This is a genomic window from Paenibacillus dendritiformis, assembly GCF_021654795.1.
Taxonomy (GTDB): Bacteria; Bacillota; Bacilli; order Paenibacillales; family Paenibacillaceae; genus Paenibacillus_B.
Genome location: NZ_AP025344.1, coordinates 2300968 through 2321152, shown reverse-complemented (window position 1 = coordinate 2321152; position 20185 = coordinate 2300968). Strand labels below are relative to the sequence as shown.

Here is a 20185-nt window from a genome sequence, read left to right as displayed (position 1 = left end):
CAACCACTTTTGGCCGACTAGCCATTCGGCTTGCTGGTCAGGATGCGAAGCGCTTCCTCCAACGTGGAGGGAACCGGGAACCGGAACGTGCCCGTCCGCAGCTTTCCTTGCTTCTTCTGCTTGGCTACATAGCGTTCGAATTCCTCCGCGCTCTCGACAATTCCCGCCTCGGCCAGCTGCTTGGCGATTGTCCGGGAACCGCTGCCGTAGGCCACCTTAACCGTCGCCTCCTGCTCCGCCTCCGCGGGGGGAGGAGACTGCTTCTTCGCGGCGGATGAATCCGGCTTCGCAGCCGGCCCGCTGCCGCCGGACGCTTGCTTCTCCCCGCCCTTCTCCTGACGCGGCGTTCCGCCGCTGGCAGGCGCCTGCGGTTGGGCCGCGCCTCCGCCCTCTTCCGTTCCTTCCGCCATCGCGCCTCCGCCTTCACCCGTTCCATTCGCCATCGCGCCGCGCGGAATCAGCTCGTAACCGGCCCGTTCCGCCTGTCTGCGCAGTTCCGGCTCCGACAGCGGCTCGGCGGCGCGCTCGCCGATAAGCGTCAGCTGAAGCAGCACGCTGCCGCAAATTATCCCTGCGCCAAGTCCGATAAGAAACCGACGATCTTTAAACACGGCCGCCCTCCTGTATCTCAAGCTGGAGAATAAGCTGAACCTCGCCTATCGGCATGGACAGCCGCTCGGCAATCTGGCCCGCCGGCACCTGCTCATCGGCCAGGGCGAACAGCGCCGGGTACCGGCTGCGGATCGAAGGAGGCTCAGGCGTCTCGGCTTCCGCTTGCGCTTCCGCATCCGGGATTGTCTCCGCCTCCGAAGGAAGGGAAGCTGCATCCGCCATGGAATGCTGGGCTGCCGCCTGCGCTGCTTCCTCCATCTGCGGCGCGGAAGCCTGTTCGTTCCACAAGCGGACCGCCTGCTGCTCCGCCACACGCGCTTCCAGCGCCGCATGCCGTTCCTCGCTTCGGCTCCATCTTTGTTCAAGCTGGTCGATTCGCTTCCTCAGCGCCTCGTCCGTCATTTGCCCTTCCTTTTTCATCCGCTCAATCATGCTGATCAATTTCTCGTTATCGGTTTCCAGCTCTCGCATATAATGCTCAAGCGTCTCCTCCATATTGCGCCGAAGCTCGGTGCTGTCGTTCCCTGTTCTCGGCCTGAGCAGGCCAAGCACGACCAGGACCGCCCCCAGCAGCGCTACATAGATCCAAGGCCCCATCGCGGGCACCTCCTTTTCGGCTGCGTTCAGACTTTTGGCGGCCCAATGCGTATGCGGGGGGGTCTCGCCTCTTGGGGTAAGCCCCCGCCCGCCAAGGCCGCCAACACGGCAAAAAAGGCAACGCGGCACCTTGTCCGACAAGGCGGTCAGCGTTACCGATTCAGCACGTGAAATCAATATGCTTTCCTTTGTAAGGGTGCTCTGCGGGAACAGCCGCAGGAGGAGCTGCCGTCTCCCCTTCCGCCGGATCCGGCTCGGGGCCGGCTCCATCCGCGCGCGATTGGTCGCGCTTGCCCTCATCCCGGATCCGGGCTTCCTGCGCGGTTTCTACCTGCTCATTGCGCTCCCGCCGCTTTTTCGTCATCTTCTCCGCTTGTTCGTTCAAGAGCAGCTGTTCGGTAGCAGGCCGCTGCTGCTGCTGCTGATGAACCGCCGATGCCTCTTGTGTCCGGGTTAGTGCGATTTGCAGCTCTACCGGCTTTACATTCATCTCATCACCCCAGCCTTTCCCCAATAGACGCGGAACACATCTAAACACGAACTAGCACTTACAGTGAGATTGCGAAGCCCTCGATTTGGGGCGCCCTCTGGTTTATTGCCGCTATGCGTTGCCGTACGCAGCAATACCCTGCCGCATGCTTGCCATTTGCGCCGATATGGCGCTGTACGCTGCCGTACCTTTGCCGTTGGCGCCCGTATGACGCTGTACGCTGCCGTACGTCTGCCGTTGGCGCCCGTATGACGCTGACCGCTGCCGTACGTCTGCCGTTGGCGCCCGTATGACGCTGACCGCTGCCGCATGGCCCCCCCATTTGTTTCCATAGGCGCTATGCGTTGCCGTACGCCGCTCTCAGTAGCTCAAAAATCCTGCAAAACTGCAGTATCTTGGGGAACGCACTGACAGTGCGCCGGGATTCCTGCAAAAACTCCTAGGCCCCCTAATTAAACTGGAGCTTCCGGCTCCAATATTATAAGCTGTTATCAGAGGGGGACAACTAGTATGGGAAAGCACTTTAGCAAGGAAAAACGCCTGCAAATTGTAAAGGAAGCAATGGCCGGCATTAAGGTGGGAACACTTGCCCGAATGTACGGTGTCCATCCGGAGACGGTACGTGTTTGGGTTAGAGACCACCGTGACGAAATTAGCCAAGAGGAGATACCCGCAGCAGACGAGCATCTGCAAGAACTCCGTCGACTTCAAGAGGTAGAGGCAAAGTTCGAGCAGGCAAAAAAGCTCCTGGGTGAAAAAGAGCTTGAGATCGAGATCCTACGAGAAGTCGTAAAAAAGAAGAACCCCGCTTATCTGAAAGACTTGAAATAGCAGAACCGTTTATTAAGCGGGGGCATGCAGCAGCTAAAGTTCTGCGTATCCTGAAAGTTCGCGAATCGACGTACTATGGCCGGAAGAAACGAGAGGCATCCAGTACCGAAGAACAGGCTTCATGCGCTCTAAAAGGGCGTCCTGTGCCTGGATTTTCCTCTACGAATACGGGCCGGAAAGTTTCAGATGAACAGATTAAAGAATGGATGCTCGAACTCCTGGAAGGAGAAGAGCACATTTATGGGTATAAGAATTTGGCGCTGTGCCTCCGCAGACAACGTGGATTGATTCTAAACAAGAAAAAGGCGTACCGCATTTGCAAAGAGTTAGGAATTCTTCAGAAACAACGGAAGAAAACAAGCAAACATCCTCGAAGAGTACCGAGAAACCGGACGGTAACCGGGGTGAACCAGCTATGGCAAATTGATATTAAATATGGGTACGTGATTGGGCGCCAGCGTTTCTTTTTCGTGCTCAGTATCATCGATGTATTTGACCGCGTCGTCGTCGGACAATACCGGGGTTCCGTGTGTGAGGCCAAGCACGTCGTACAGACACTATGCCGGGCGCTACAAGAACGCCTGAATCCCGGCGATGAGTTGCCCACCGTCCGCACCGACAACGGGCCTCAGTTTGTCAGCAAGTTGTTTGGTGATACGTGCGAGAGTCTGGAGATCGTCCATGAACGCATCCCGCCACGCAGTCCGAATATGAATGCCTACATTGAGTCATTTCATAGCTTACTCGAACGTGATCTGTTCAGCCTGACGGAATTTATGACATTTGAAGAGGCCTATGAAGCACTTGATCGTTACATGGATTTCTACAACAACCGCAGAATGCATGGTAGCCTAAAGAGCATGTCACCATCGGAATACTCAAAGTGGGTCATGACGCTGGAGGACCGATCAAAATATCATCGGGCCGTGTAACCACGCGAAATAGGAAGCAATTCTAAGAACGCATCTTTTTTGGTGGACATGACTCCAGATATAGGGGGCCTAGCCGAAAATGCAGGAATTCTCACCGTATCGCTTATAAACTAGAGAATTTGAGTAAAAATGATGTAAAATAGCAGCAATTTCTTCGAAATTCCGTTTCATCGGCGTAAATTGCTGTACAAATGCAGGATTTGCTTCGCGGCCGACAGGGTTTTGGCCCTAGTCTCTACACTAGTCACCACGCTAGTCATCATGCTAGTCATCATGCTAGTCACCGCGCCAGTCATCATGCTAGTCATCCCACTAGTCACCGCGCCAGTCACCATGCTAGTCATCCCACTCGTCACCACGCCAGTCACCATGCTAGTCACCGCGCCAGTCATCCGCCAACCATCACGCCAGGCATGAGCGGCCACGAGCAAGCCGAGACGAAACGCATGACGAAGCGGCCCCGTTACACGCTCCCAAGCTAATGCTAACCCTTATAAATATGAAGACATCGTAATGTCGCCGTCTAGCATCCGGAAGGAGACCCTCTTCGCGGCATCCTTCACGTACCGCGTGTTGCGGCCGATTACAATTTTTGCCCCGCCATATATCACATTGAACACATCGACCGAAGCCGAAGCGGTGTCTTCCAACATCTTCTCAATCTCGAACATGCGCTCGCGCATCTCCGATTGCTGCTCCACGGCCTGCTTTTTGGTGGAAGTCAGCTTGATCCGCATCGCCAATTTTTCGCCCGTCAGTTGGCCTGCGGACGCCATCTGATCCAAAATGCGAAGCGCTTTCTCCGTTTTCTCTAAATTTTCCAGGCTAGTTTTGAATTTGTGGCGAAGCTCCATCAGTTCGTTCCGCAGCTCCGGCTGCACGCCCACCTCGATCGTCGTCGCGGTGGACATCGAGTTGCCGATCGTGCGGGCGATGACCTTTTCTCCCGCCTGAATCAGGCCTCCGACGATAAGTCCTTTTGTTCCTTGGCAGATGACCTGCTTGCCTGCCCGTATCGTGGCATGCATAATGCTCTGCGTGACCATGACATCGGTCGCCGCAAAGACGTTCGCTTCCTGAATGAAGGTGCACTTTACATGAGTGCCCGCCTTGACGTAGCCTTTATTCCCCGCAATGATGCCTCCGCTGATCTCGACGCAGCCGTCGGCCTCGATCTGTGCCCCTTCTACGCCGCCGTATACGCGGACATCGCCCGACGCTTTGACGCGAAAACCGGTTAGAACGTTGCCTCGAATCACGATGGTGCCGATAAAATCGATGTTCCCTGTCCGGTAGTCGACATCCCCGTTCACTTCATAGACCGGGAAGACATTCAGCTTGTCCCGGTCCGTTAGCGAGACGAGGCCGTCAATCGCGGAATAGATCGCTCGTTCTTCCGGATCGACGACGACGTTCTTCCCGATTTTGAATCTCGCGTCGCGTCCCCGCTTCGACTTGATCGGTTCTCCCGTTACGGAGATGCCGGGGATGCCGTCGGTTGGAGGGATGCGCTGGGCAATCATCTGCCCTTTTCTTACATTATCCAGTTGCTTGACTTCCTTAAGATTAACGGTTCCATCCTCCTGCTCAACCGGCTTGTGATCCTGCTTGCCCGTGCGTACCAGGAGACGAACTGAGCCGTCTTCACCGTCTACGGGTGCCTTCCCATGAGCAATCATCGTTGCGCCGCGCGCAAAGGCTTGCGGATTCGAAGCAATCTCCTGGAGTACCCGCGTCTGAATGCCGAAGCGTATATTATTGCTGTGAAGCAATGTCTCCAGCTGTTCCGCAGTGCATTGAAACGTGGGCTCGAATTTGGCAAATTGAATATAGCCATATAGCTTGTCCTCAGAAATCGTAACTTCTACATAGTCTTCCAAAGCCACTGCCGTACTCACGAAAAATCCCCCTTTCGGTTTTATCGGTTTGCCTTCGTGCCCCTCTAGTTGTCATTTACGCTTCCAGCAGCATGCTCTTATGCTTTTCCAATGCCGTTCGGAGACGCAAAATCGCTTTGGAATGAAGCTGGGAAATACGGGAAGGAGACAGCGACATCACTTCGGCGATCTCGCTGAGAGACAGATCCTCGTAGTAGAAGAGCGAGATGACCATCCGCTCCTTCTCGGTCAGCTTCTCGATTCCATAGATAAGCGATTCCTTCAAGTAGTGCTCATTCACTTTGCTTTCCGGGTTCTTCGCCTTTTCATCCACCAATAGGGACAGGCGCGTCTCCGATTCATCCTCCCGGATCGGGTCCTCCAAAGAGCAGACGGACATAATATTCACGTCATGCAGCATCCCCTGGAATTCTTGCTCGGTCACATTCAAATATTCGCTCATCTCACTATCCGATACGGACCGCAAATACCGCTGCTCCAGCTGCTGGTAGGCTTCCTCGATTTTCTTCGCCTTCTCCCGCACCGAGCGCGGGACCCAATCCCCCTGCCGCAGACCGTCCAAAATGGCTCCGCGCACGCGCCAGGAGGCGTATGTCTCGAACTGGAGGCCGCGCTGGTAGTCGAACTTCTCGATCGCGTCGATTAAGCCCATGACGCCGTGGCTGGATAGATCGTCCTTGCTGACGTTGCGGGGCAGCCCGGCGGCGAGCTTATTGGCGACGAATTCGACGATGGGCAAGTGAATTTCGATTAGTTGTTTCTTCGCCTCGACATCCCCATTATCCTTCCACTGTTCCCAAAGCTCATAATGAGAGCACGGTTTGATTTTCTGAACGCTCACCGACAGTCAGCCTCCTTACTTTTGTGTCAGGTGACGAACAGCTTGTGCCAATTGCCCCGCATCCGGCAGCGGTTCTTTGGTCACGAGCTTGGGCGGGTTTAACGGTTGAAATGCTGTTCCGTCATCGTCTTCCCGCTCGGTTGGCTTCTCCTCGTTCGACATCGTTCGCAGCATCTCGTGGAGCATATCGCTTTCATCCGGCGTCGTCATATCGACCAGATTCCCTTTGTCCTCCCCGTTCGGCGCCGGCGAAGCCGCCTGGGCGCCAGGCTCGCCCAGCACGCCCGCCGCGAAGCGGATCGCGAAGCCAAGCGCGAACCAGGCGGCAAAGGCGATCGCCGCGCGAATCAGGCTGGTTGTCCATAAATTGCCGCTCCAAGAAAGTAATAAAGTGATGACAAACCCGACGATTCCGACTATGAAATTCCAACGAATTGTTCCTCTCATCGTCATATTTCCTTTACTCCCTGTTGAACGCTTCGAATATGGAGAACGCCGTCATCACAGCGCAATTCAATCGTTCGCCCGTATGAACCGCCCGTATCCTCCGCCAACAACGGAATCCCGTATTGATCCAGCAGCTGTTTGCAAATTTCCACATTGCGCGGACCGATTCGCATCATTTCATTGTTGGAGGTAAAAGCGAACATCTGGGCTCCGCCCGCCATTTTGGCCTGCAGTCTCGCCTGCCTGGCTCCTTCGGCTTCCATGCGCCGCAGCAGTTCGGGAACGGCCGTATCGGCATATTTGGCGATATTGACCGTCCCTTCCCGCGCTATAGCCGAGGAAGGCAGCATAATATGAGCCATGCCCCCAATCTTGGCGACGGGGTCGTACAACGTGAATCCGACACAGGAACCTAGCCCGGTCGTGCGTATGGCTCCGATGCGGCATACATTCAAATCGGCCATACCTACTTTGACAATCGTGGACTCTTCAATCATGTAAAGGCACTCCCAAGGCGGCAAAAATTTTGGAAAAAGAGTCCGGATCGGGAATCAGGAAAAAGGTGCCCTGCACTTCGTCGCAGCCTTCCAAAAATTTCGTGTCGATGAGCAGCGCGCTGTCTCCCATTTCCCCGTATTGAAGTATGCCGTAATTCAACACCGCTCCCGCCATGTCAATCGCAAGCTGAGGTACCGTCGGAGACATCGTCATTCGGGTGAAGTCTGCCAGCGAGGACAAGTACGAGCCGGCCAAAATATTGCCGATCTCGGCCAAGGCCGACATCTCCATCTCCGAAAACCATTCCCCATCCTCCAGCGGCACCGCTGCCAAATAGGAGAGCAGCATCTTGGCCGCCTCCGGATCGAACATGAAGAAAAGATGGCCGGGCGCATCGCCCTCAACCCGGAAATAAATCGCGATAACCACCTGCTCCGGACCGCCCACCTCGTCGGCGATGCAATCAAACGGCATCAGGCGCACTTGGGGCACCTTCATATCGATGGTCCGGTTCAGCAAGCGGGACAGCGCCGTGGCGGCATTGCCGGCGCCGATATTCCCCACTTCCTTGAGGACATCCATCTTGAAGGCGCCCAGATGTTCATACAGATGCACTGGGCTATGCCTCTAGTTGCTCAAGCTTAATGATTTCGCTTTTGTTGAGCACTTCGGCCAGATTGAGCATGATGAGAAGGCGGTCCTCCCCGAATTTCGCTACGCCGCGCAAATATTTCGCTTGAATGCCGCCCACGATTTCCGGTGCCGGCTCAATGTGATCCTCGTTAATGTCGATGACGTCGCTCGCGTTATCGACGATGAAGCCGACTTCCAGATCGCCGTGCGCCACGATGATAATCCGCGTCTGATCCGTCGCTTCCACCTCCGGCAAGCCGAAGCGCCCGCGCAGATCGATAACCGGAATGACGACCCCACGCAGATTGATGACTCCTTTGATGAAATCATAGGTTTTCGGCACGCGGGTAATCGGCATCATCCGCTCAATCGTCTTCACTTTCTCCACTTCGACGCCATATTCTTCCGTCCCCAACATAAAGACCACGACTTTCATATCCTCTGCCATGACCGTTCCTCCTCATAACTTGATATCTAGCGGTTATTTCAGCAACGCATTCGTATCGATGATGAGCGCCACCTGGCCGTCGCCGAGGATGGTCGCGCCCGAGATGCCCGGGATGTTCTTTAAATAGTTGCCGAGCGGCTTGAGCACAATCTCGCTCTGGCCGATGAATTCCTGGACGGCGAGCGCGGCGAGGCGATCGCCCTTGCTGATGATGATGATCTCCACTTCGTCTTCGTCGAAATCAGAGTAGCCTTGGCAATCGAACAAAGCGCTTAGCGACAGCAGCGGAATGACGCTGTCCCGGTAATCGATCATACGAATGCCGCCGTGCACGCGCCGGATTTTGTCCTTCGTGACAAGGCCGGTCTCCACGATGGATGTCAGCGGAATCGCGTATTTCTCGTCGCCCAACCGGAACAACATCGCTGACATGATGGACAGCGTAAGCGGCAGCTGGACGATGAACTTCGTGCCTTGCCCCAACTGCGATTCGACGACGACATGGCCGCCGAGCGCCGTAATCTTGGACTTGACGACATCGAGTCCGACCCCGCGTCCCGAGACGTCCGATATTTTCTCCGCCGTACTGAAGCCCGAGGAGAACAGCAGCTGGTACACCTGCTCGTCGGTCATTGAGGCGGCCTTGTCCTGCGTGACGACCCCATTCTTGATCGCTTTGTTCAGCACCTTGTCCCGGTCAATGCCATGCCCGTCCTCCTCGATCTCGATGAAGACATGGTTGCCGCTGTGATAGGCGCGAAGATGTACCGTCCCCGTCTCCGGCTTGCCCTTCTCCAGGCGCTCGGCCACCGGCTCGACGCCATGGTCGACCGCGTTCCGGAGCAAGTGGACGAGCGGGTCTCCGATTTCATCAATGACGGTACGATCAAGCTCGGTTTCCGCACCGGTTATGATGAAATCGATCTTCTTATCCAGCGATTTGGCCAAGTCGCGCACCATGCGCGGGAAGCGGCTGAATACGGTGTCCACCGGAACCATGCGCATCTTCAGGACAATGTTCTGGAGGTCCGAGCTGACGCGGACCAGATGCTCGACGGTCTCCGTCAATTCCGATTTTTTCAATTCTCCCGCGATTTGCTCCAGCCGCACCCGGTCGATGAGCATCTCGCTCAATAGATTCATCAGGACATCAAGACGCTCGATATCTACGCGAATCGTCCGGCTCTGCACAGGCTTGGCCCCATTGCCCGCACCCGCGCGGGCCGCCTCCCGCGGCTTGGCCGCAGCCGGCTTCGGCGCTTCTTGGGCCGGGGCAGGGCTCGCTTGGACCGCCTCCGGAGCGGCCGAAGCGGCTGCCGTCTCCTGGGCCGCCTTCATGACGCCTTCCACATGGCGGTTCCAGTCGCGAATATCTTCGGCGCTCATCGAGACGACCGCAACGGATTCGAGCTCCGATACTTGGTTGATTTCGCGCTCCAGTTCGCCCTGTTCGGTCGTGCTTACAAAAAAGACGGTAAACTCGGAGTCGAATTTGTCCTGCTCGATATCTTGTGCCGGCGGAGTGGACTTCACCACTTCGCCATGCTGGCCGAGTACCTGGAATACCATATAGGCGCGTACCGCCTTCAATACGCAATCGTCCCGCAAGCGGACGCGCAGATGATACACGTTCATCCCCGATTCCAGCGATTGCTCCAGGATGCTGCGCTGGAATTCATCCAGCGTCTCGCCGGACGGCTCTTCGCCGGCGCCCGCGTCCTCCTTCTCATGCGAGGACGCGGTGCGGTATTCTCCCGTCTCGATCGACTTCAAGGCGGCCAGTATTTGCGTCACGTCTGCTTTTCCTTCGCCGCCTTGCGTAATGTCCGCCACCATCGCCTCCAGCGAATCAAGACTGCGGAACAGCGTATCGAATATGAATTCGTCCATTTTCAGCTGATGGTTGCGAATCATATCCAGCACATTTTCCATCTGGTGGGTCAACGACGCGAGATCTTCAAACCCCATCGTTGCCGACATGCCTTTCAAGGTGTGTGCGGAGCGGAATATGATCTGGACGATGCCGATATCGTCCGGATTGTTCTCCAGTTCCAGCATGTTCTCGTTCAATGCTTGCAAATGGTCGTTCGCTTCGTCAATAAACATGGATAAATATTGATTCAGATCCATGTTCGCCCCCCCTTCCGATATAGAGGTCGTTCAAAAAGTCCGCTGCTCCTCGCAAGCTCTAAAATCGGCCTCCTTGAACACACACTCATACACAGCCTCACGCTACCCTGACGTAGCCGTTACAATAGCGCCAGCCATGTCTTGCAATGGAATGACCTGGGATACACATCCGAGTTCGATCGCTGCGCGCGGCATTCCGAATACGACACAGCTCTCTTCACTTTCCGCGAAGGTCGATGCGGCGCCGTCCTCGGCCAGCCGCTGCATCATTTTGGCCCCGTCGCTGCCCATTCCGGTCAAGATCACGGCATGGCGCTTGAGCTGCCGCAAAGGGAGCAGTGACTCGAACAGCCGATCCACGGAAGGCCGGTGCCCGGATACGGGCTCCGTCCGGTTCAAGGCAATGGCGTATGTCCCGTCCGGACGGGCGACGGCCGTCATGTGAAGGCCGCCGGGCGCGATATAAGCCGTTCCGCTCACAAGCACCTCTCCATCCTCGGCTTCCTTCACCTTCAGCCCGCTGTAGCTGTCAAGCCGCTCCGCCAGCGAACGGGTGAAGTTCGGCGGCATATGCTGGACAATGAGCACGGGCGCCGGCAGATGATGCGGCAGGGCGGACAACAGCGTCTTCAGCGCCCGGGGGCCGCCTGTGGAGGTCCCGATGGCGACGATATGCCGGAACCGCGCAGACCGTTCCGAATCGGCCGCCTTGACGGAATCCGCGCCGCGAGCGGACAGGCTGCCGGCCGCTCTGCCCGGCGCCTCGGCGGGAGGAGCCGGCTTCGGCCGGCTGCCTCCCTCGGCCGCGGTCGGTGCCGCGGACATCAGCGGCGGCGCTTCCCCTCTTCGCCGCGCAGGCTGGCCGTCCGCCGCAGGCGGTGCGCCGCTCGTACGCTCGCGCCGTGCCGGATCCGCAGGGCGATGATCCCGGACCGGCGGCGGCACAGCCCGCTTTGCCGTCGGGCGAGTGTCCGGGCTATCACCGCCAGAACCGATGAGAAGCTTCAGCCGTTCCATCTGCCGTCTGCGTTCCGCAGAGGCGATAGCTGCATGAAGCTTGTCAACCAGCATCTGTCCCACTTCTTCAATCGTGCCCGCTCCGCCCGTTGGGGACGGCTTGCACACGAAGTCGATCGCACCCAATTCCAGAGCCGTCAGCGTCTCGGACCGCCCGTCTTCGGTCGAGCTGGAGAGCATGATGACCGGCGTCGGACATTGAACCATTATTTGTTGAAGGGCCTGCAAGCCATTTTGAACGGGCATCTCGACGTCCAGCGTAACCGCGTCCGGCTGAAGCTCCTTCACTTTGCGCACAGCTTCTTCCCCATCCCGGGCTGTGCCTATCACCTCAAAGGTCGATTCGCGTGAGATCAAATCCGATATGATGGCGCGCATGAAGGCCGAATCGTCTACGACGAGTATTTTCTTGGTTGTCACATTCCATCACGCTCCCTTATCGAGCTTATCGAGGTTGTTCTAAAAGTACGAATTTGAGGATCGCCGGCATGCGAGCCCCCATGCCGGTTGTTCGCGAGCAAGCTGCGCGCGTGAGCCCGGCGCTTAATTCTTGCGGTTTAGAGCGGCCAGCGCCGCAGCCATTTCCGCACGAACGCCTTGACTCCCCCTGACGCGCCCCCGGCGTCCGTCTGCTTGATGCCTTGGGTATAGACCCGCGCCAATTCCCGGATCTGCGACGATGCCCTGCATTGCGGGTAGAGGAGGGTGAAGGGCTCCTGCTTCTTCACGGCCTGCATCACATGCGGATCGTCATAGATGTACCCGAGAACCGGCAGGCTCCGGTTCAGGAAGCGCTCGCTGACCGAGATCAGCCGTTCGGACGTCTGCGTCCCTTCCTTCCAGTCGGAAGCGCGGTTCACGATAAGCCGGAGCGGAGAGTTGTGCCCTAAGCCCGACACCAGCTTCAGCACGGCATATGCATCCGCGATCGCCGTCGGCTCCGGCGTCGTCACGATCCACGTCTCGTCTGCCGCCATGATGAAGCGCAGCGTCTCTTTGCTCAATCCGGCTCCCGTGTCGAACAGAATCACGTCATACTGCTCCGACATCGAATCCATCTCGGTCAGGAAGCTGTCGATCTGTTCCACGGGCATATCGAGCAGATCTTGAAGCCCGGATCCTCCCGGCACGTAATGAAGGCCGCCGGGGCCGATCTGGATAATGTCCCGGAGCGTCTTCGTCCCGTGCAGCACATGAGCGAGATTATAGGGCGACGGCGACCCGATCAGCACATCGATATTCGCCATTCCGATATCGGCGTCGAAGACGAGCGTGCGGCAGCCGAGCTGCTGCAGCGACAAGGCGAAGTTCAAGGTGACATTCGATTTGCCGACGCCGCCTTTGCCGCTCGTGACGGTAATGATGCGGGCCAATCGCGGCTGGCCCGGATCCGCCGAATCCGGCGGCCCGCTCTGAAGCTTCCTGCTGACAAGTCTGCGTAGCGCTTGAGCTTGGTCATTCATCATGAGGTCAATCTCCCATTATCCATCGGACCGCGTCATTCGCTTGAAAAGGCTGTATATCATCGGGTACGTTCTGCCCTGTCGTCATATAGCTGCAGGGAATCTTCACCCGGGACGCCAAGTTCAATATCGTTCCGTATGTCGCGGTCTCATCCGCCTTGGTCAGAATCAGGCTGTCGATGCGCTGATGCTCGAACCGTTCCCAGATGGCCAGCATGTCTTCGGTCTTGGACGTCAGGCTCAGGACGAGGAAGGTCATGCTGAACGGAAGCGGCTTGAGCATCGTGTTCAGTTCGTTGACATACATGTCATTGCGGAAATTGCGTCCGGCCGTGTCCATCAAAATGAGGTCGCATCCTTCAAGCGCGTTCAACGCCCGTTCCGTATCGCCGGGCGAAGTGACGACCTCCAGCGGGACATTCAGGATGGAAGCATAGGTCCGCAGCTGCTCCACGGCCGAGATCCGGTATGTATCTGCGGTAATAAACCCGACTTTGCGGCCATGGTGAAACATCTGATCCGCGGCCAGCTTCGCAATCGTCGTCGTCTTCCCGACGCCCGTCGGTCCGACGAAGTAGACGATGCGGGTAGCCTTCGTAATGCCGTCCCCCTGCCAATTCAGCAGCTGCCCGCTCACCTGCTCCGCCACGAGCCGCTTCGCCTCCGCGGCCTCGGCGTCCTGCGGGCGCGGGCATTGCTCGGCGGCAGCCTCGATGAAGCGGCAGACCAGTTCGCTGCCGACGCCCTGCCGGAGCAGATGCCGCTCCATCTCCTTGAACGGTGCAGGCCAGCTCTCCTGGTAGACGCGCTGCATCACCTTGTGCATCATCTGCTTCATCTCGGCCATCTCGATCTGCCAGTCCGCGTCCAGCAGCGGCCGCCGGGATGCTTGGGAGACGGCCGCCTCGAGCTCGGAGGCGAACGCCAGCGGCGCCGCGGCCGGCGTTCCGGTCTCCTCCCGCGGGGCCGGTCGCGTCCGCTCTTCGGCTGCGGCGGCCGAAGCCTCCTCCGGCGGAGCCGGACGCGGCCCGGCAGCGTAGCCGGGAGCCGTGTCCTTCGCCTGCGGAGCGGGAGGCCGCTGCTCCGCAGGGGCGCCGCCATAGGCGCTGCGCGCCGCCGTCGGCGAGACATAGACCCGCGCCGAAGGCTCGGCGGGAGCAGCTGCCCTGGCGGAGCCGGACGGACGAGCCTGCTGCGCCTGTTCATCCACTGCCGCGACCACCTCGATCGCCTTGCGGCTGAACATGCCGAGGAAGCCGCCGGCACGGACTTCCTTCGTGCTGATGATGACCGCATCCTGCCCCAATTCTTGACGAATTTGGCTCATCGCTTCGGGCATCGTCTCCACAATGTACTTTTTTACTCTCATACATTCACCACTCCGACACTTTGAATTTCTACGCTAGGCTCAAGCTCATTGTAAGAGAGTACCGGTATATCCTGCATGGCGCGCTCCAGCAGCTGGCGCAAATACATGCGAATCGACGGGGACGCGAGCAGAACCGGCGAATGTCCCGATTGCAGGAGACGCTGCACCTGATCGCTTATCCGCTGGAAGACCTGCTGCGTCGTGCCCGGATCCATGACGAGATAAGATCCATGCTCGTTCTGCGTTACGCTCTCCGCAATTTTCTTCTCCAGCGCGGGACCGACCGTAATAACCCGAAGCGTCTCTCCCGGAGTCACGTACTGCTGGGTGATCTGGCGGGCGAGCGCCTGGCGGACATACTCCGTAAGCACATCCGGATCCTTCGTATAGGTTCCGTAGTCGGCCAGCGTCTCGAAGATGGTGACCAGGTCGCGAATCGATATCTTTTCACGCAGCAGCTTCGCCAGCACCTTCTGCACCTCGCCGATGGAGAGCACATTCGGGATCAGATCGTCGACCAGCGCCGGATACTGTTCCTTGACGGTCTCCACGAGCGCCTTCGTCTCCTGGCGGCCGACCAGCTCATGCGCATGCCGCTTGATGATCTCGGTCAGGTGCGTCGCGACGACGGACGGCGGATCGACGACGGTATAGCCCGCCAGCTCCGCCCGTTCCTTCATCGTCTCGTCGACCCACAGGGCCGGAAGGCCGAACGCCGGCTCGGTCGTCTCGATGCCGGAGACGGAATCATCCTCATAGCCCGGGTTCATCGCCAAATAGTGATTGAGCAGCAGCTCGCCCTGCGCAACGGCATTGCCCTTGATCTTGATGACATATTCATTCGGCTTCAGCTGAATATTGTCCCGGATCCGAATGACGGGAACGACCAGACCGAGCTCAAGCGCGCATTGCCGGCGGATCATGATGATGCGGTCCAGCAGGTCTCCGCCCTGTTGGGCGTCGGCGAGCGGTATCAGCCCGTAGCCGAATTCGAATTCGATCGGATCGACCTGCAGCAGGTTGATGACGCTCTCCGGACTGCGGACCTCCTCGATCTGCTGCTCCTCTTCGAGCTGTTCCTCCTGAACCTGGCGCTGGTCCATCGTTCTCTGCATCCGGTAGCCGGCGATGGCCAGCACGGCCGCGAACGGCACGGTCGGCTTCAGTCCGATCGGCGTCAGCAAGCCGAGCAGCCCGATCGTCCCGGCGACGATATAGAGCAGCTTCGGATAAGCGAGCATCTGCGTGCTCATATCCTCGGCCAGATTTCCTTTGGAAGCCGCCCGCGTGACGATGAGACCGGCCGCGGTCGAAATCAGCAAGGCCGGAATCTGGCTGACGAGGCCGTCCCCGATCGAGAGGATCGAATAGGTCTCTGCCGCTTCTTTGAAGACCATGCCGTGCATCGCGATTCCGATGACGAAGCCGCCGATCAGATTGATGAGCAGGATGATGATGCTGGCGATGGCGTCCCCTTTGACGAATTTGCTGGCGCCGTCCATCGCTCCGTAGAAATCGGCCTCTTTCTCGATTTTCTCCCGGCGCTCGCGCGCCTGCTGTTCATTGATCAGCCCGGCATTCAGATCCGCATCGATCGCCATCTGCTTCCCGGGCATCGCGTCGAGCGTAAAACGTGCAGCGACTTCAGCGACCCGCTCGGAGCCCTTCGTGATGACAATGAATTGCACGATGACGAGAATGAGGAATACAACCATGCCGACGGCGATATTGCCCTGTGTTATCCACTGGCCGAATGTGGCGACGACATCTCCCGCTTCTCCATTCGCCAAAATCTGCTTGGTCGTCGAGATGTTGAGCGCAAGCCGGAATAACGTCGTGATGAGCAGCATTGCCGGAAATATCGAAAACTGTAGAGCTTCCTTCGAATTCATGGCAATCAGAAGAATCATCAGCGCCAATGAGATGTTGATCACCAGCAGGATGTCCAACAGCCATAACGGAATCGGCAGGACCATCATGAGCACGATGCCGATGATGCCGACCAAGACGAATAAATCTCGCGTTTTCACGGATTGCTTCCCCCAAACTTGTTAGCTCAATTGACTTTGCCTTTCAATTTGTATACATAAGCCAGAACTTCCGCCACGGCCTGGAACAAGTCGGCTGGAATGGCTTCGCCAATCTCGGTCCTCTCGAATAAAGCCCGGGCGAGCGGCTTGTTTTCCATGGTCAGTACGCCATTCTCCTTGGCGATCTGCTTAATGCGCAGGGCGACGTAATCCTGCCCTTTCGCAATCACTTGCGGGGCTTCCATCTCGGAACCGTCATACTTCAGCGCGACGGCGAAGTGAGTCGGGTTCGTGATGATCACGTCCGCCTTTGGCACTTCCTGCATCATCCGCATCATCGCCATGCGGCGTTGTCGTTCTTTGATTTTTCCTTTAATAAGAGGATCGCCCTCGGTTTTTTTGTACTCGTCCTTAATGTCTTGCTTGGACATGCGCATGCTTTTCTCATGCTCATATCGTTGATACATGTAGTCCATCACGGCGAGCGCGAACAAGGCGGCGCCGATCTTCAATCCGAGAGACAGCGTAATCTGAGCGGTATAGCTCAATATTTGACTGAGGGGCACATGCGACATCTGGAGAATGCGATCCCGTTCCCCCCACAGCGACAAGTAGACGATGGCAGCAATCGCCGCCAGCTTCAAAATCGACTTCAAAAATTCCACTACGGAGCGAAGCGAGAAAATCCGTTTGAACCCTTGAATCGGATCGATTTTGCTCAGCTTCATTTTCATGGGCTCGCCCGTGAATAAAAATCCAATCTGCGCGTAATTCGCGATGAGGCCCATCAGAAACGCCGCAAGAAACACGGGGGCTAACACGATGAGTCCTTTCAGAAACACCTGGCCGAAATAGTCGGTCACATTGCCGACCGTGACATCCATCGTCAGGCGGTGCTGCAAGGAATCCGCGAATAAATCGAGCACCCTCTCCTTATAGAAGCCGCCGAACACAAGCAGGCAGAAGAAGCATGCAAGCAGGATGGACGCTCCGGACAAATCCGAGCTTTTGGCAACCTGCCCCTTCTTGCGGGACTCCTGCCTCTTTTTCGGAGTCGCCTTTTCCGTCTTCTCTTGCGAGAAAAGCTGGAGGTTCAGACGGTGTCTCAGTTGGTATTCGCGGGCCGCAGACGGTACCGTCTGCCCGCGGCGCGTACGTGTCATTATTATCCCGCCCCCTGCATCATGCGTAACAGCTGGTCAAGCGCCTCGAACAACGAGGAGAACAACTGCTGCAGCACGTAAATAAGACTAGGTACGGTCAGTAGCAGCATCACTAATCCGACAATCAACTTGAGCGGTATGCCCACGACAAAGATATTGAATTGCGGGGCCGACCGCGCCAGAAAGCCAAGCGCCACATCGGTCAGGAACAGCGCCACGATAAGAGGCGCCGAAATCTGGAACGCGATGATGAACGCCTGAACGAAGGACTGCACCAGAAATTCGGAGACGAGTCCGTTCGCAATCTGTTCAAAGAAGGTGTTCCCGTCCAGCGGCAGCCACTCAAAACTTCGCATAATTCCGTCGATAAAGTAATGGTGGCCATTCATCCCGAGAAACAGCAGCACCACAAAGATGTACTTGAAGTTCCCCATGACCGGCGAGGTGGCTCCTGTCAACGGATCGATGACATTCGCAATTCCGAAGCCGATCTGGATGTCGATGAACGAGCCTGCCGTCTGCACGGCGGTGAAGAACAGTTGGGCCAAAAATCCAATTAATAGGCCAATTAAAACTTCTCGTAGAATGAAAATGACAAACATGCCGTCTGCCGGCACGGTTTTGCCGATGCCGAACAACAAATAGGCGATCACGCTCACAAAGAACGCGAGTCCGACACGAAAATGGTTCGGCACGCCCCGCGAAGATATGACAGGGACGGTGACAAAGAACGCCGTGATTCGACATAGCGTGAGCAAAAAAACAGGGAAAGCCTGAACGAGGATTTCCATCTCTTCACTGCCTAACCGATGTAAAGGTGCAAATTATTTAGAATACTAAAAGCAAAATCGACCAATGTCGTTAAAATCCAGGGACCGAATACGAGCACGGCCACCATGACGGCGATAATTTTGGGCACGAAAGCCAAAGTCTGCTCCTGGATTTGCGTCGTCGCCTGGAAAATACTGATGACAAGCCCGACGATCAGCGCAATGGCAAGCATCGGGGCGGCCACCTTCAATACGGCGAACACCGCCTGCCCCGCCAGGCCGATAATAAACTCAGCACTCATTTCCTGTATTCCTCCCGTTCGTCAGATTCGTTCCCGCTTAGGTATTGAAACTCATCAGCAACGACTTCACGACAAGATACCAGCCGTCTACGAGCACGAACAGAAGTATTTTAAAAGGAAGCGAGATCATCACCGGAGGCAGCATCATCATCCCCATTGCCATCAACGTGCTGGCTACCACCATGTCAATGACCAGAAAAGGAATGAATATCATAAATCCCATCTGAAAGGCGGTCTTCAGCTCACTGATGGCAAACGCAGGCACAAGCACGGTGAGCGGCACGTCTTGATACGTCTTCGGCTTCTCGGTCTTCGTGTACTTCATAAATAAGAGCAAATCTTTCTCGCGGGTATGCGAGAACATGAATTTCTTCATAGGTATCGAGGCTTGCTCCAACGCCTGGGTCTGATTCAGCTCGCCCTTCAAATACGGCTGCAGCGCGGTCTGATTGATTTCGCCAATCGTTGGGGACATCACAAACAAAGTAAGAAAGAGCGCAAGTCCGATTAACACCTGGTTGGGCGGCATCTGCTGCGTTCCAAGCGATGTCCGGACGAAGCCCAGCACGACGACGATGCGCGTGAAGGAGGTCATCAGGACGAGAATGGCCGGAGCGATGCTGAGCACGGTAATGAGCAGCAGCAAGGACAACGAGGATGTCCCCGGCTGCCCGCCGCCGTCTCCAATCTTGATGTCGATGTCAGGAATGACAGGCGACGCCGACGCCCAATGAGCGGTAAGACCGGACAACAACAGGACGGCTGTCACAGCTAGCAGCAATTTTTTATTCATCAATCCATCTACCGATCTTCATTGGAATCTTCTTTGAACAAGTGCTCCACTTGTTGTGTGCGTTTGGGCATTTGTTCAAGTTTTGAATGAAACACTTCATGAAAAGACACGGAAGACGGGTCCGCGTCTCTCGTTCCCGAGCCTGTCTCCGCAGTCTTGAATCTTCTTCGCATACGGCTTGTCAGGTCAGACCAGGAGGTTGGCCATGCCGCCCCTGGCTTGGACGGCGCGCGCTCCAATGATGCCATCAAGCGCGCCGCTTGCTCCGGATCGGATATTTTATCGATCAAGGTAATATCCTCTCCGATGCCCAGGATGTAGACGGCATCGCCAACTTCGATAATCTGCAAGGACTTGTTCGGTCCGAGCCCGGTGCCGCCGAGCGTGCGAATGCTTTGATTCATTTGCCACATGCGGTTTTTCCGGTTCAACCATTTAATAAGCAGTACGATAAGTACGATAATGACTGCGAGCGACAGCAGCACGGTCAACAAGCTGCCTATGTAATCTCCGGCACCGGGCGTTTGAATTTGACCGTTGTCAGGCATGGCTTATCCCATTGTTTTCTTAATCGCTTCGATAACCCGGTCTGCCTGGAACGGCTTGACGATGAAGTCTTTCGCCCCGGCCTGAATCGCGTCGATAACCATCGCCTGCTGGCCCATCGCCGAGCACATGATGACTTTGGCGTTCGGATCCAGCTTGCGAATCTCTTTCAACGCGGTGATGCCGTCCATCTCCGGCATCGTGATGTCCATCGTAATGAGGTCTGGTTTTAGTTCTTTGTACTTTTCGATCGCCTGAGCGCCATCCGATGCTTCTCCCACGACATCGTATCCATTCTTAGTCAAAATGTCGCGAATCATCATTCGCATGAACGCTGCATCGTCTACGATCAAAATACGGTTAGCCATCGTTCTG

The 20185-nt window shown here is 56.7% G+C and carries 22 protein-coding genes; 2 read left to right on the top strand and 20 right to left on the bottom strand.

Annotated features, from left to right (window positions below):
- Positions 1–17 precede the first annotated feature (17 nt).
- The 3 genes from L6439_RS10120 to L6439_RS10110 form a co-directional block, all read right to left on the bottom strand.
- The gene (locus L6439_RS10120) at positions 18–611 is read right to left on the bottom strand and encodes an endolytic transglycosylase MltG (RefSeq protein ID WP_168180994.1); all 594 of its coding nucleotides are present in this window, start codon (positions 609–611) and stop codon (positions 18–20) included.
- On the bottom strand, positions 604–1209 hold the full coding sequence (locus L6439_RS10115; protein ID WP_168180993.1) for a hypothetical protein: 606 nt from the start codon (positions 1207–1209) through the stop codon (positions 604–606). Before L6439_RS10115 ends, L6439_RS10120 begins: the two co-directional genes overlap by 8 nt.
- A gap of 160 nt (positions 1210–1369) precedes the next feature.
- Positions 1370–1699, bottom strand: coding sequence for a hypothetical protein (locus L6439_RS10110; protein ID WP_168180992.1), 330 nt, complete (start codon positions 1697–1699; stop codon positions 1370–1372).
- Positions 1700–2209: 510 nt separating this feature from the next.
- On the opposite strand from L6439_RS10110, the gene L6439_RS10105 reads away from it, so the two are divergent.
- Entirely contained in the window at positions 2210–2530 is a 321-nt protein-coding gene (locus L6439_RS10105; protein WP_172879205.1) for a transposase, read from the top strand.
- Entirely contained in the window at positions 2527–3462 is a 936-nt protein-coding gene (locus L6439_RS10100) for an IS3 family transposase (protein WP_213471791.1), read from the top strand. The genes L6439_RS10105 and L6439_RS10100 overlap by 4 nt, the downstream gene beginning before the upstream one ends.
- A 491-nt stretch (positions 3463–3953) precedes the next feature.
- On the opposite strand, the gene L6439_RS10095 is transcribed toward L6439_RS10100, so the two are convergent.
- The 17 genes from L6439_RS10095 to L6439_RS10015 all read right to left on the bottom strand — a co-directional run bounded on the left by L6439_RS10095 (position 3954) and on the right by L6439_RS10015 (position 20178).
- Entirely contained in the window at positions 3954–5360 is a 1407-nt protein-coding gene (locus tag L6439_RS10095) for a flagellar assembly protein A (protein WP_168180991.1), read from the bottom strand.
- Positions 5361–5415: 55 nt separating this feature from the next.
- The gene (locus tag L6439_RS10090) at positions 5416–6201 is read right to left on the bottom strand and encodes a FliA/WhiG family RNA polymerase sigma factor (protein ID WP_168180990.1); all 786 of its coding nucleotides are present in this window, start codon (positions 6199–6201) and stop codon (positions 5416–5418) included.
- 15 nt (positions 6202–6216) lie between these two features.
- Positions 6217–6648, bottom strand: coding sequence for a hypothetical protein (locus L6439_RS10085; protein WP_237096810.1), 432 nt, complete (start codon positions 6646–6648; stop codon positions 6217–6219).
- A gap of 2 nt (positions 6649–6650) precedes the next feature.
- Positions 6651–7145, bottom strand: coding sequence for a chemotaxis protein CheD (locus tag L6439_RS10080; RefSeq protein WP_213470337.1), 495 nt, complete (start codon positions 7143–7145; stop codon positions 6651–6653).
- Positions 7138–7728 carry a chemotaxis protein CheC gene (locus tag L6439_RS10075; protein WP_168181043.1) on the bottom strand — a complete coding sequence of 197 codons (591 nt, stop codon included), beginning with the start codon at positions 7726–7728 and terminating at the stop codon, positions 7138–7140. The genes L6439_RS10080 and L6439_RS10075 overlap by 8 nt, the downstream gene beginning before the upstream one ends.
- A gap of 37 nt (positions 7729–7765) precedes the next feature.
- The gene (locus L6439_RS10070) at positions 7766–8227 is read right to left on the bottom strand and encodes a chemotaxis protein CheW (protein ID WP_168180987.1); all 462 of its coding nucleotides are present in this window, start codon (positions 8225–8227) and stop codon (positions 7766–7768) included.
- Between the two features lie 33 nt (positions 8228–8260).
- Positions 8261–10357 carry a chemotaxis protein CheA gene (locus L6439_RS10065; protein ID WP_213470335.1) on the bottom strand — a complete coding sequence of 699 codons (2097 nt, stop codon included), beginning with the start codon at positions 10355–10357 and terminating at the stop codon, positions 8261–8263.
- A 102-nt stretch (positions 10358–10459) separates the two neighbouring features.
- Positions 10460–11794: a protein-glutamate methylesterase/protein-glutamine glutaminase gene (locus L6439_RS10060; protein WP_213470333.1), complete on the bottom strand. Its 1335-nt coding sequence runs from the start codon at positions 11792–11794 to the stop codon at positions 10460–10462.
- A gap of 137 nt (positions 11795–11931) precedes the next feature.
- Positions 11932–12837, bottom strand: a complete 906-nt coding sequence (locus L6439_RS10055) for a MinD/ParA family protein (RefSeq protein ID WP_420540590.1) — start codon at positions 12835–12837, stop codon at positions 11932–11934.
- A gap of 7 nt (positions 12838–12844) precedes the next feature.
- Positions 12845–14206: a flagellar biosynthesis GTPase FlhF gene (gene flhF, locus L6439_RS10050; RefSeq protein ID WP_213470329.1), complete on the bottom strand. Its 1362-nt coding sequence runs from the start codon at positions 14204–14206 to the stop codon at positions 12845–12847.
- Positions 14203–16236 (bottom strand): flagellar biosynthesis protein FlhA, encoded by a 2034-nt coding sequence (gene flhA / locus L6439_RS10045; RefSeq protein WP_168177920.1) that lies wholly within the window; start codon positions 16234–16236, stop codon positions 14203–14205. The genes flhF and flhA overlap by 4 nt, the downstream gene beginning before the upstream one ends.
- A 26-nt stretch (positions 16237–16262) precedes the next feature.
- Positions 16263–17399: a flagellar biosynthesis protein FlhB gene (gene flhB, locus L6439_RS10040; protein WP_168177919.1), complete on the bottom strand. Its 1137-nt coding sequence runs from the start codon at positions 17397–17399 to the stop codon at positions 16263–16265.
- A gap of 2 nt (positions 17400–17401) precedes the next feature.
- Entirely contained in the window at positions 17402–18190 is a 789-nt protein-coding gene (gene fliR / locus L6439_RS10035) for a flagellar biosynthetic protein FliR (protein WP_168177918.1), read from the bottom strand.
- Positions 18191–18201: 11 nt separating this feature from the next.
- Complete coding sequence (gene fliQ, locus L6439_RS10030) at positions 18202–18471, bottom strand: flagellar biosynthesis protein FliQ (protein WP_168177917.1); 270 nt, start codon at positions 18469–18471, stop codon at positions 18202–18204.
- A 37-nt stretch (positions 18472–18508) separates the two neighbouring features.
- Entirely contained in the window at positions 18509–19264 is a 756-nt protein-coding gene (fliP, locus tag L6439_RS10025) for a flagellar type III secretion system pore protein FliP (protein WP_213470327.1), read from the bottom strand.
- 8 nt (positions 19265–19272) lie between these two features.
- Positions 19273–19812, bottom strand: a complete 540-nt coding sequence (locus tag L6439_RS10020) for a flagellar biosynthetic protein FliO (protein WP_213470324.1) — start codon at positions 19810–19812, stop codon at positions 19273–19275.
- Between the two features lie 3 nt (positions 19813–19815).
- Positions 19816–20178: a response regulator gene (locus L6439_RS10015; RefSeq protein ID WP_168177914.1), complete on the bottom strand. Its 363-nt coding sequence runs from the start codon at positions 20176–20178 to the stop codon at positions 19816–19818.
- Positions 20179–20185 lie beyond the last annotated feature (7 nt).

Bases quoted from the DNA above. Each gene is read 5' to 3' on its own strand.
- flhF (WP_213470329.1), bottom strand. From the start codon at position 14,206: ATGAGAGTAAAAAAGTACATTGTGGAGACGATGCCCGAAGCGATGAGC.
- L6439_RS10015 (WP_168177914.1), bottom strand. From the start codon at position 20,178: ATGGCTAACCGTATTTTGATCGTAGACGATGCAGCGTTCATGCGAATG.
- L6439_RS10075 (WP_168181043.1), bottom strand. From the start codon at position 7,728: ATGGATGTCCTCAAGGAAGTGGGGAATATCGGCGCCGGCAATGCCGCC.
- L6439_RS10110 (WP_168180992.1), bottom strand. From the start codon at position 1,699: ATGAATGTAAAGCCGGTAGAGCTGCAAATCGCACTAACCCGGACACAA.
- L6439_RS10020 (WP_213470324.1), bottom strand. From the start codon at position 19,812: ATGCCTGACAACGGTCAAATTCAAACGCCCGGTGCCGGAGATTACATA.
- L6439_RS10080 (WP_213470337.1), bottom strand. From the start codon at position 7,145: ATGATTGAAGAGTCCACGATTGTCAAAGTAGGTATGGCCGATTTGAAT.
- fliQ (WP_168177917.1), bottom strand. From the start codon at position 18,471: ATGAGTGCTGAGTTTATTATCGGCCTGGCGGGGCAGGCGGTGTTCGCC.
- fliP (WP_213470327.1), bottom strand. From the start codon at position 19,264: ATGAATAAAAAATTGCTGCTAGCTGTGACAGCCGTCCTGTTGTTGTCC.
- fliR (WP_168177918.1), bottom strand. From the start codon at position 18,190: ATGGAAATCCTCGTTCAGGCTTTCCCTGTTTTTTTGCTCACGCTATGT.
- L6439_RS10115 (WP_168180993.1), bottom strand. From the start codon at position 1,209: ATGGGGCCTTGGATCTATGTAGCGCTGCTGGGGGCGGTCCTGGTCGTG.
- L6439_RS10070 (WP_168180987.1), bottom strand. From the start codon at position 8,227: ATGGCAGAGGATATGAAAGTCGTGGTCTTTATGTTGGGGACGGAAGAA.
- L6439_RS10105 (WP_172879205.1), top strand. From the start codon at position 2,210: ATGGGAAAGCACTTTAGCAAGGAAAAACGCCTGCAAATTGTAAAGGAA.
- L6439_RS10085 (WP_237096810.1), bottom strand. From the start codon at position 6,648: ATGAGAGGAACAATTCGTTGGAATTTCATAGTCGGAATCGTCGGGTTT.
- flhB (WP_168177919.1), bottom strand. From the start codon at position 17,399: ATGACACGTACGCGCCGCGGGCAGACGGTACCGTCTGCGGCCCGCGAA.
- L6439_RS10065 (WP_213470335.1), bottom strand. From the start codon at position 10,357: ATGGATCTGAATCAATATTTATCCATGTTTATTGACGAAGCGAACGAC.
- L6439_RS10055 (WP_420540590.1), bottom strand. From the start codon at position 12,837: ATGAATGACCAAGCTCAAGCGCTACGCAGACTTGTCAGCAGGAAGCTT.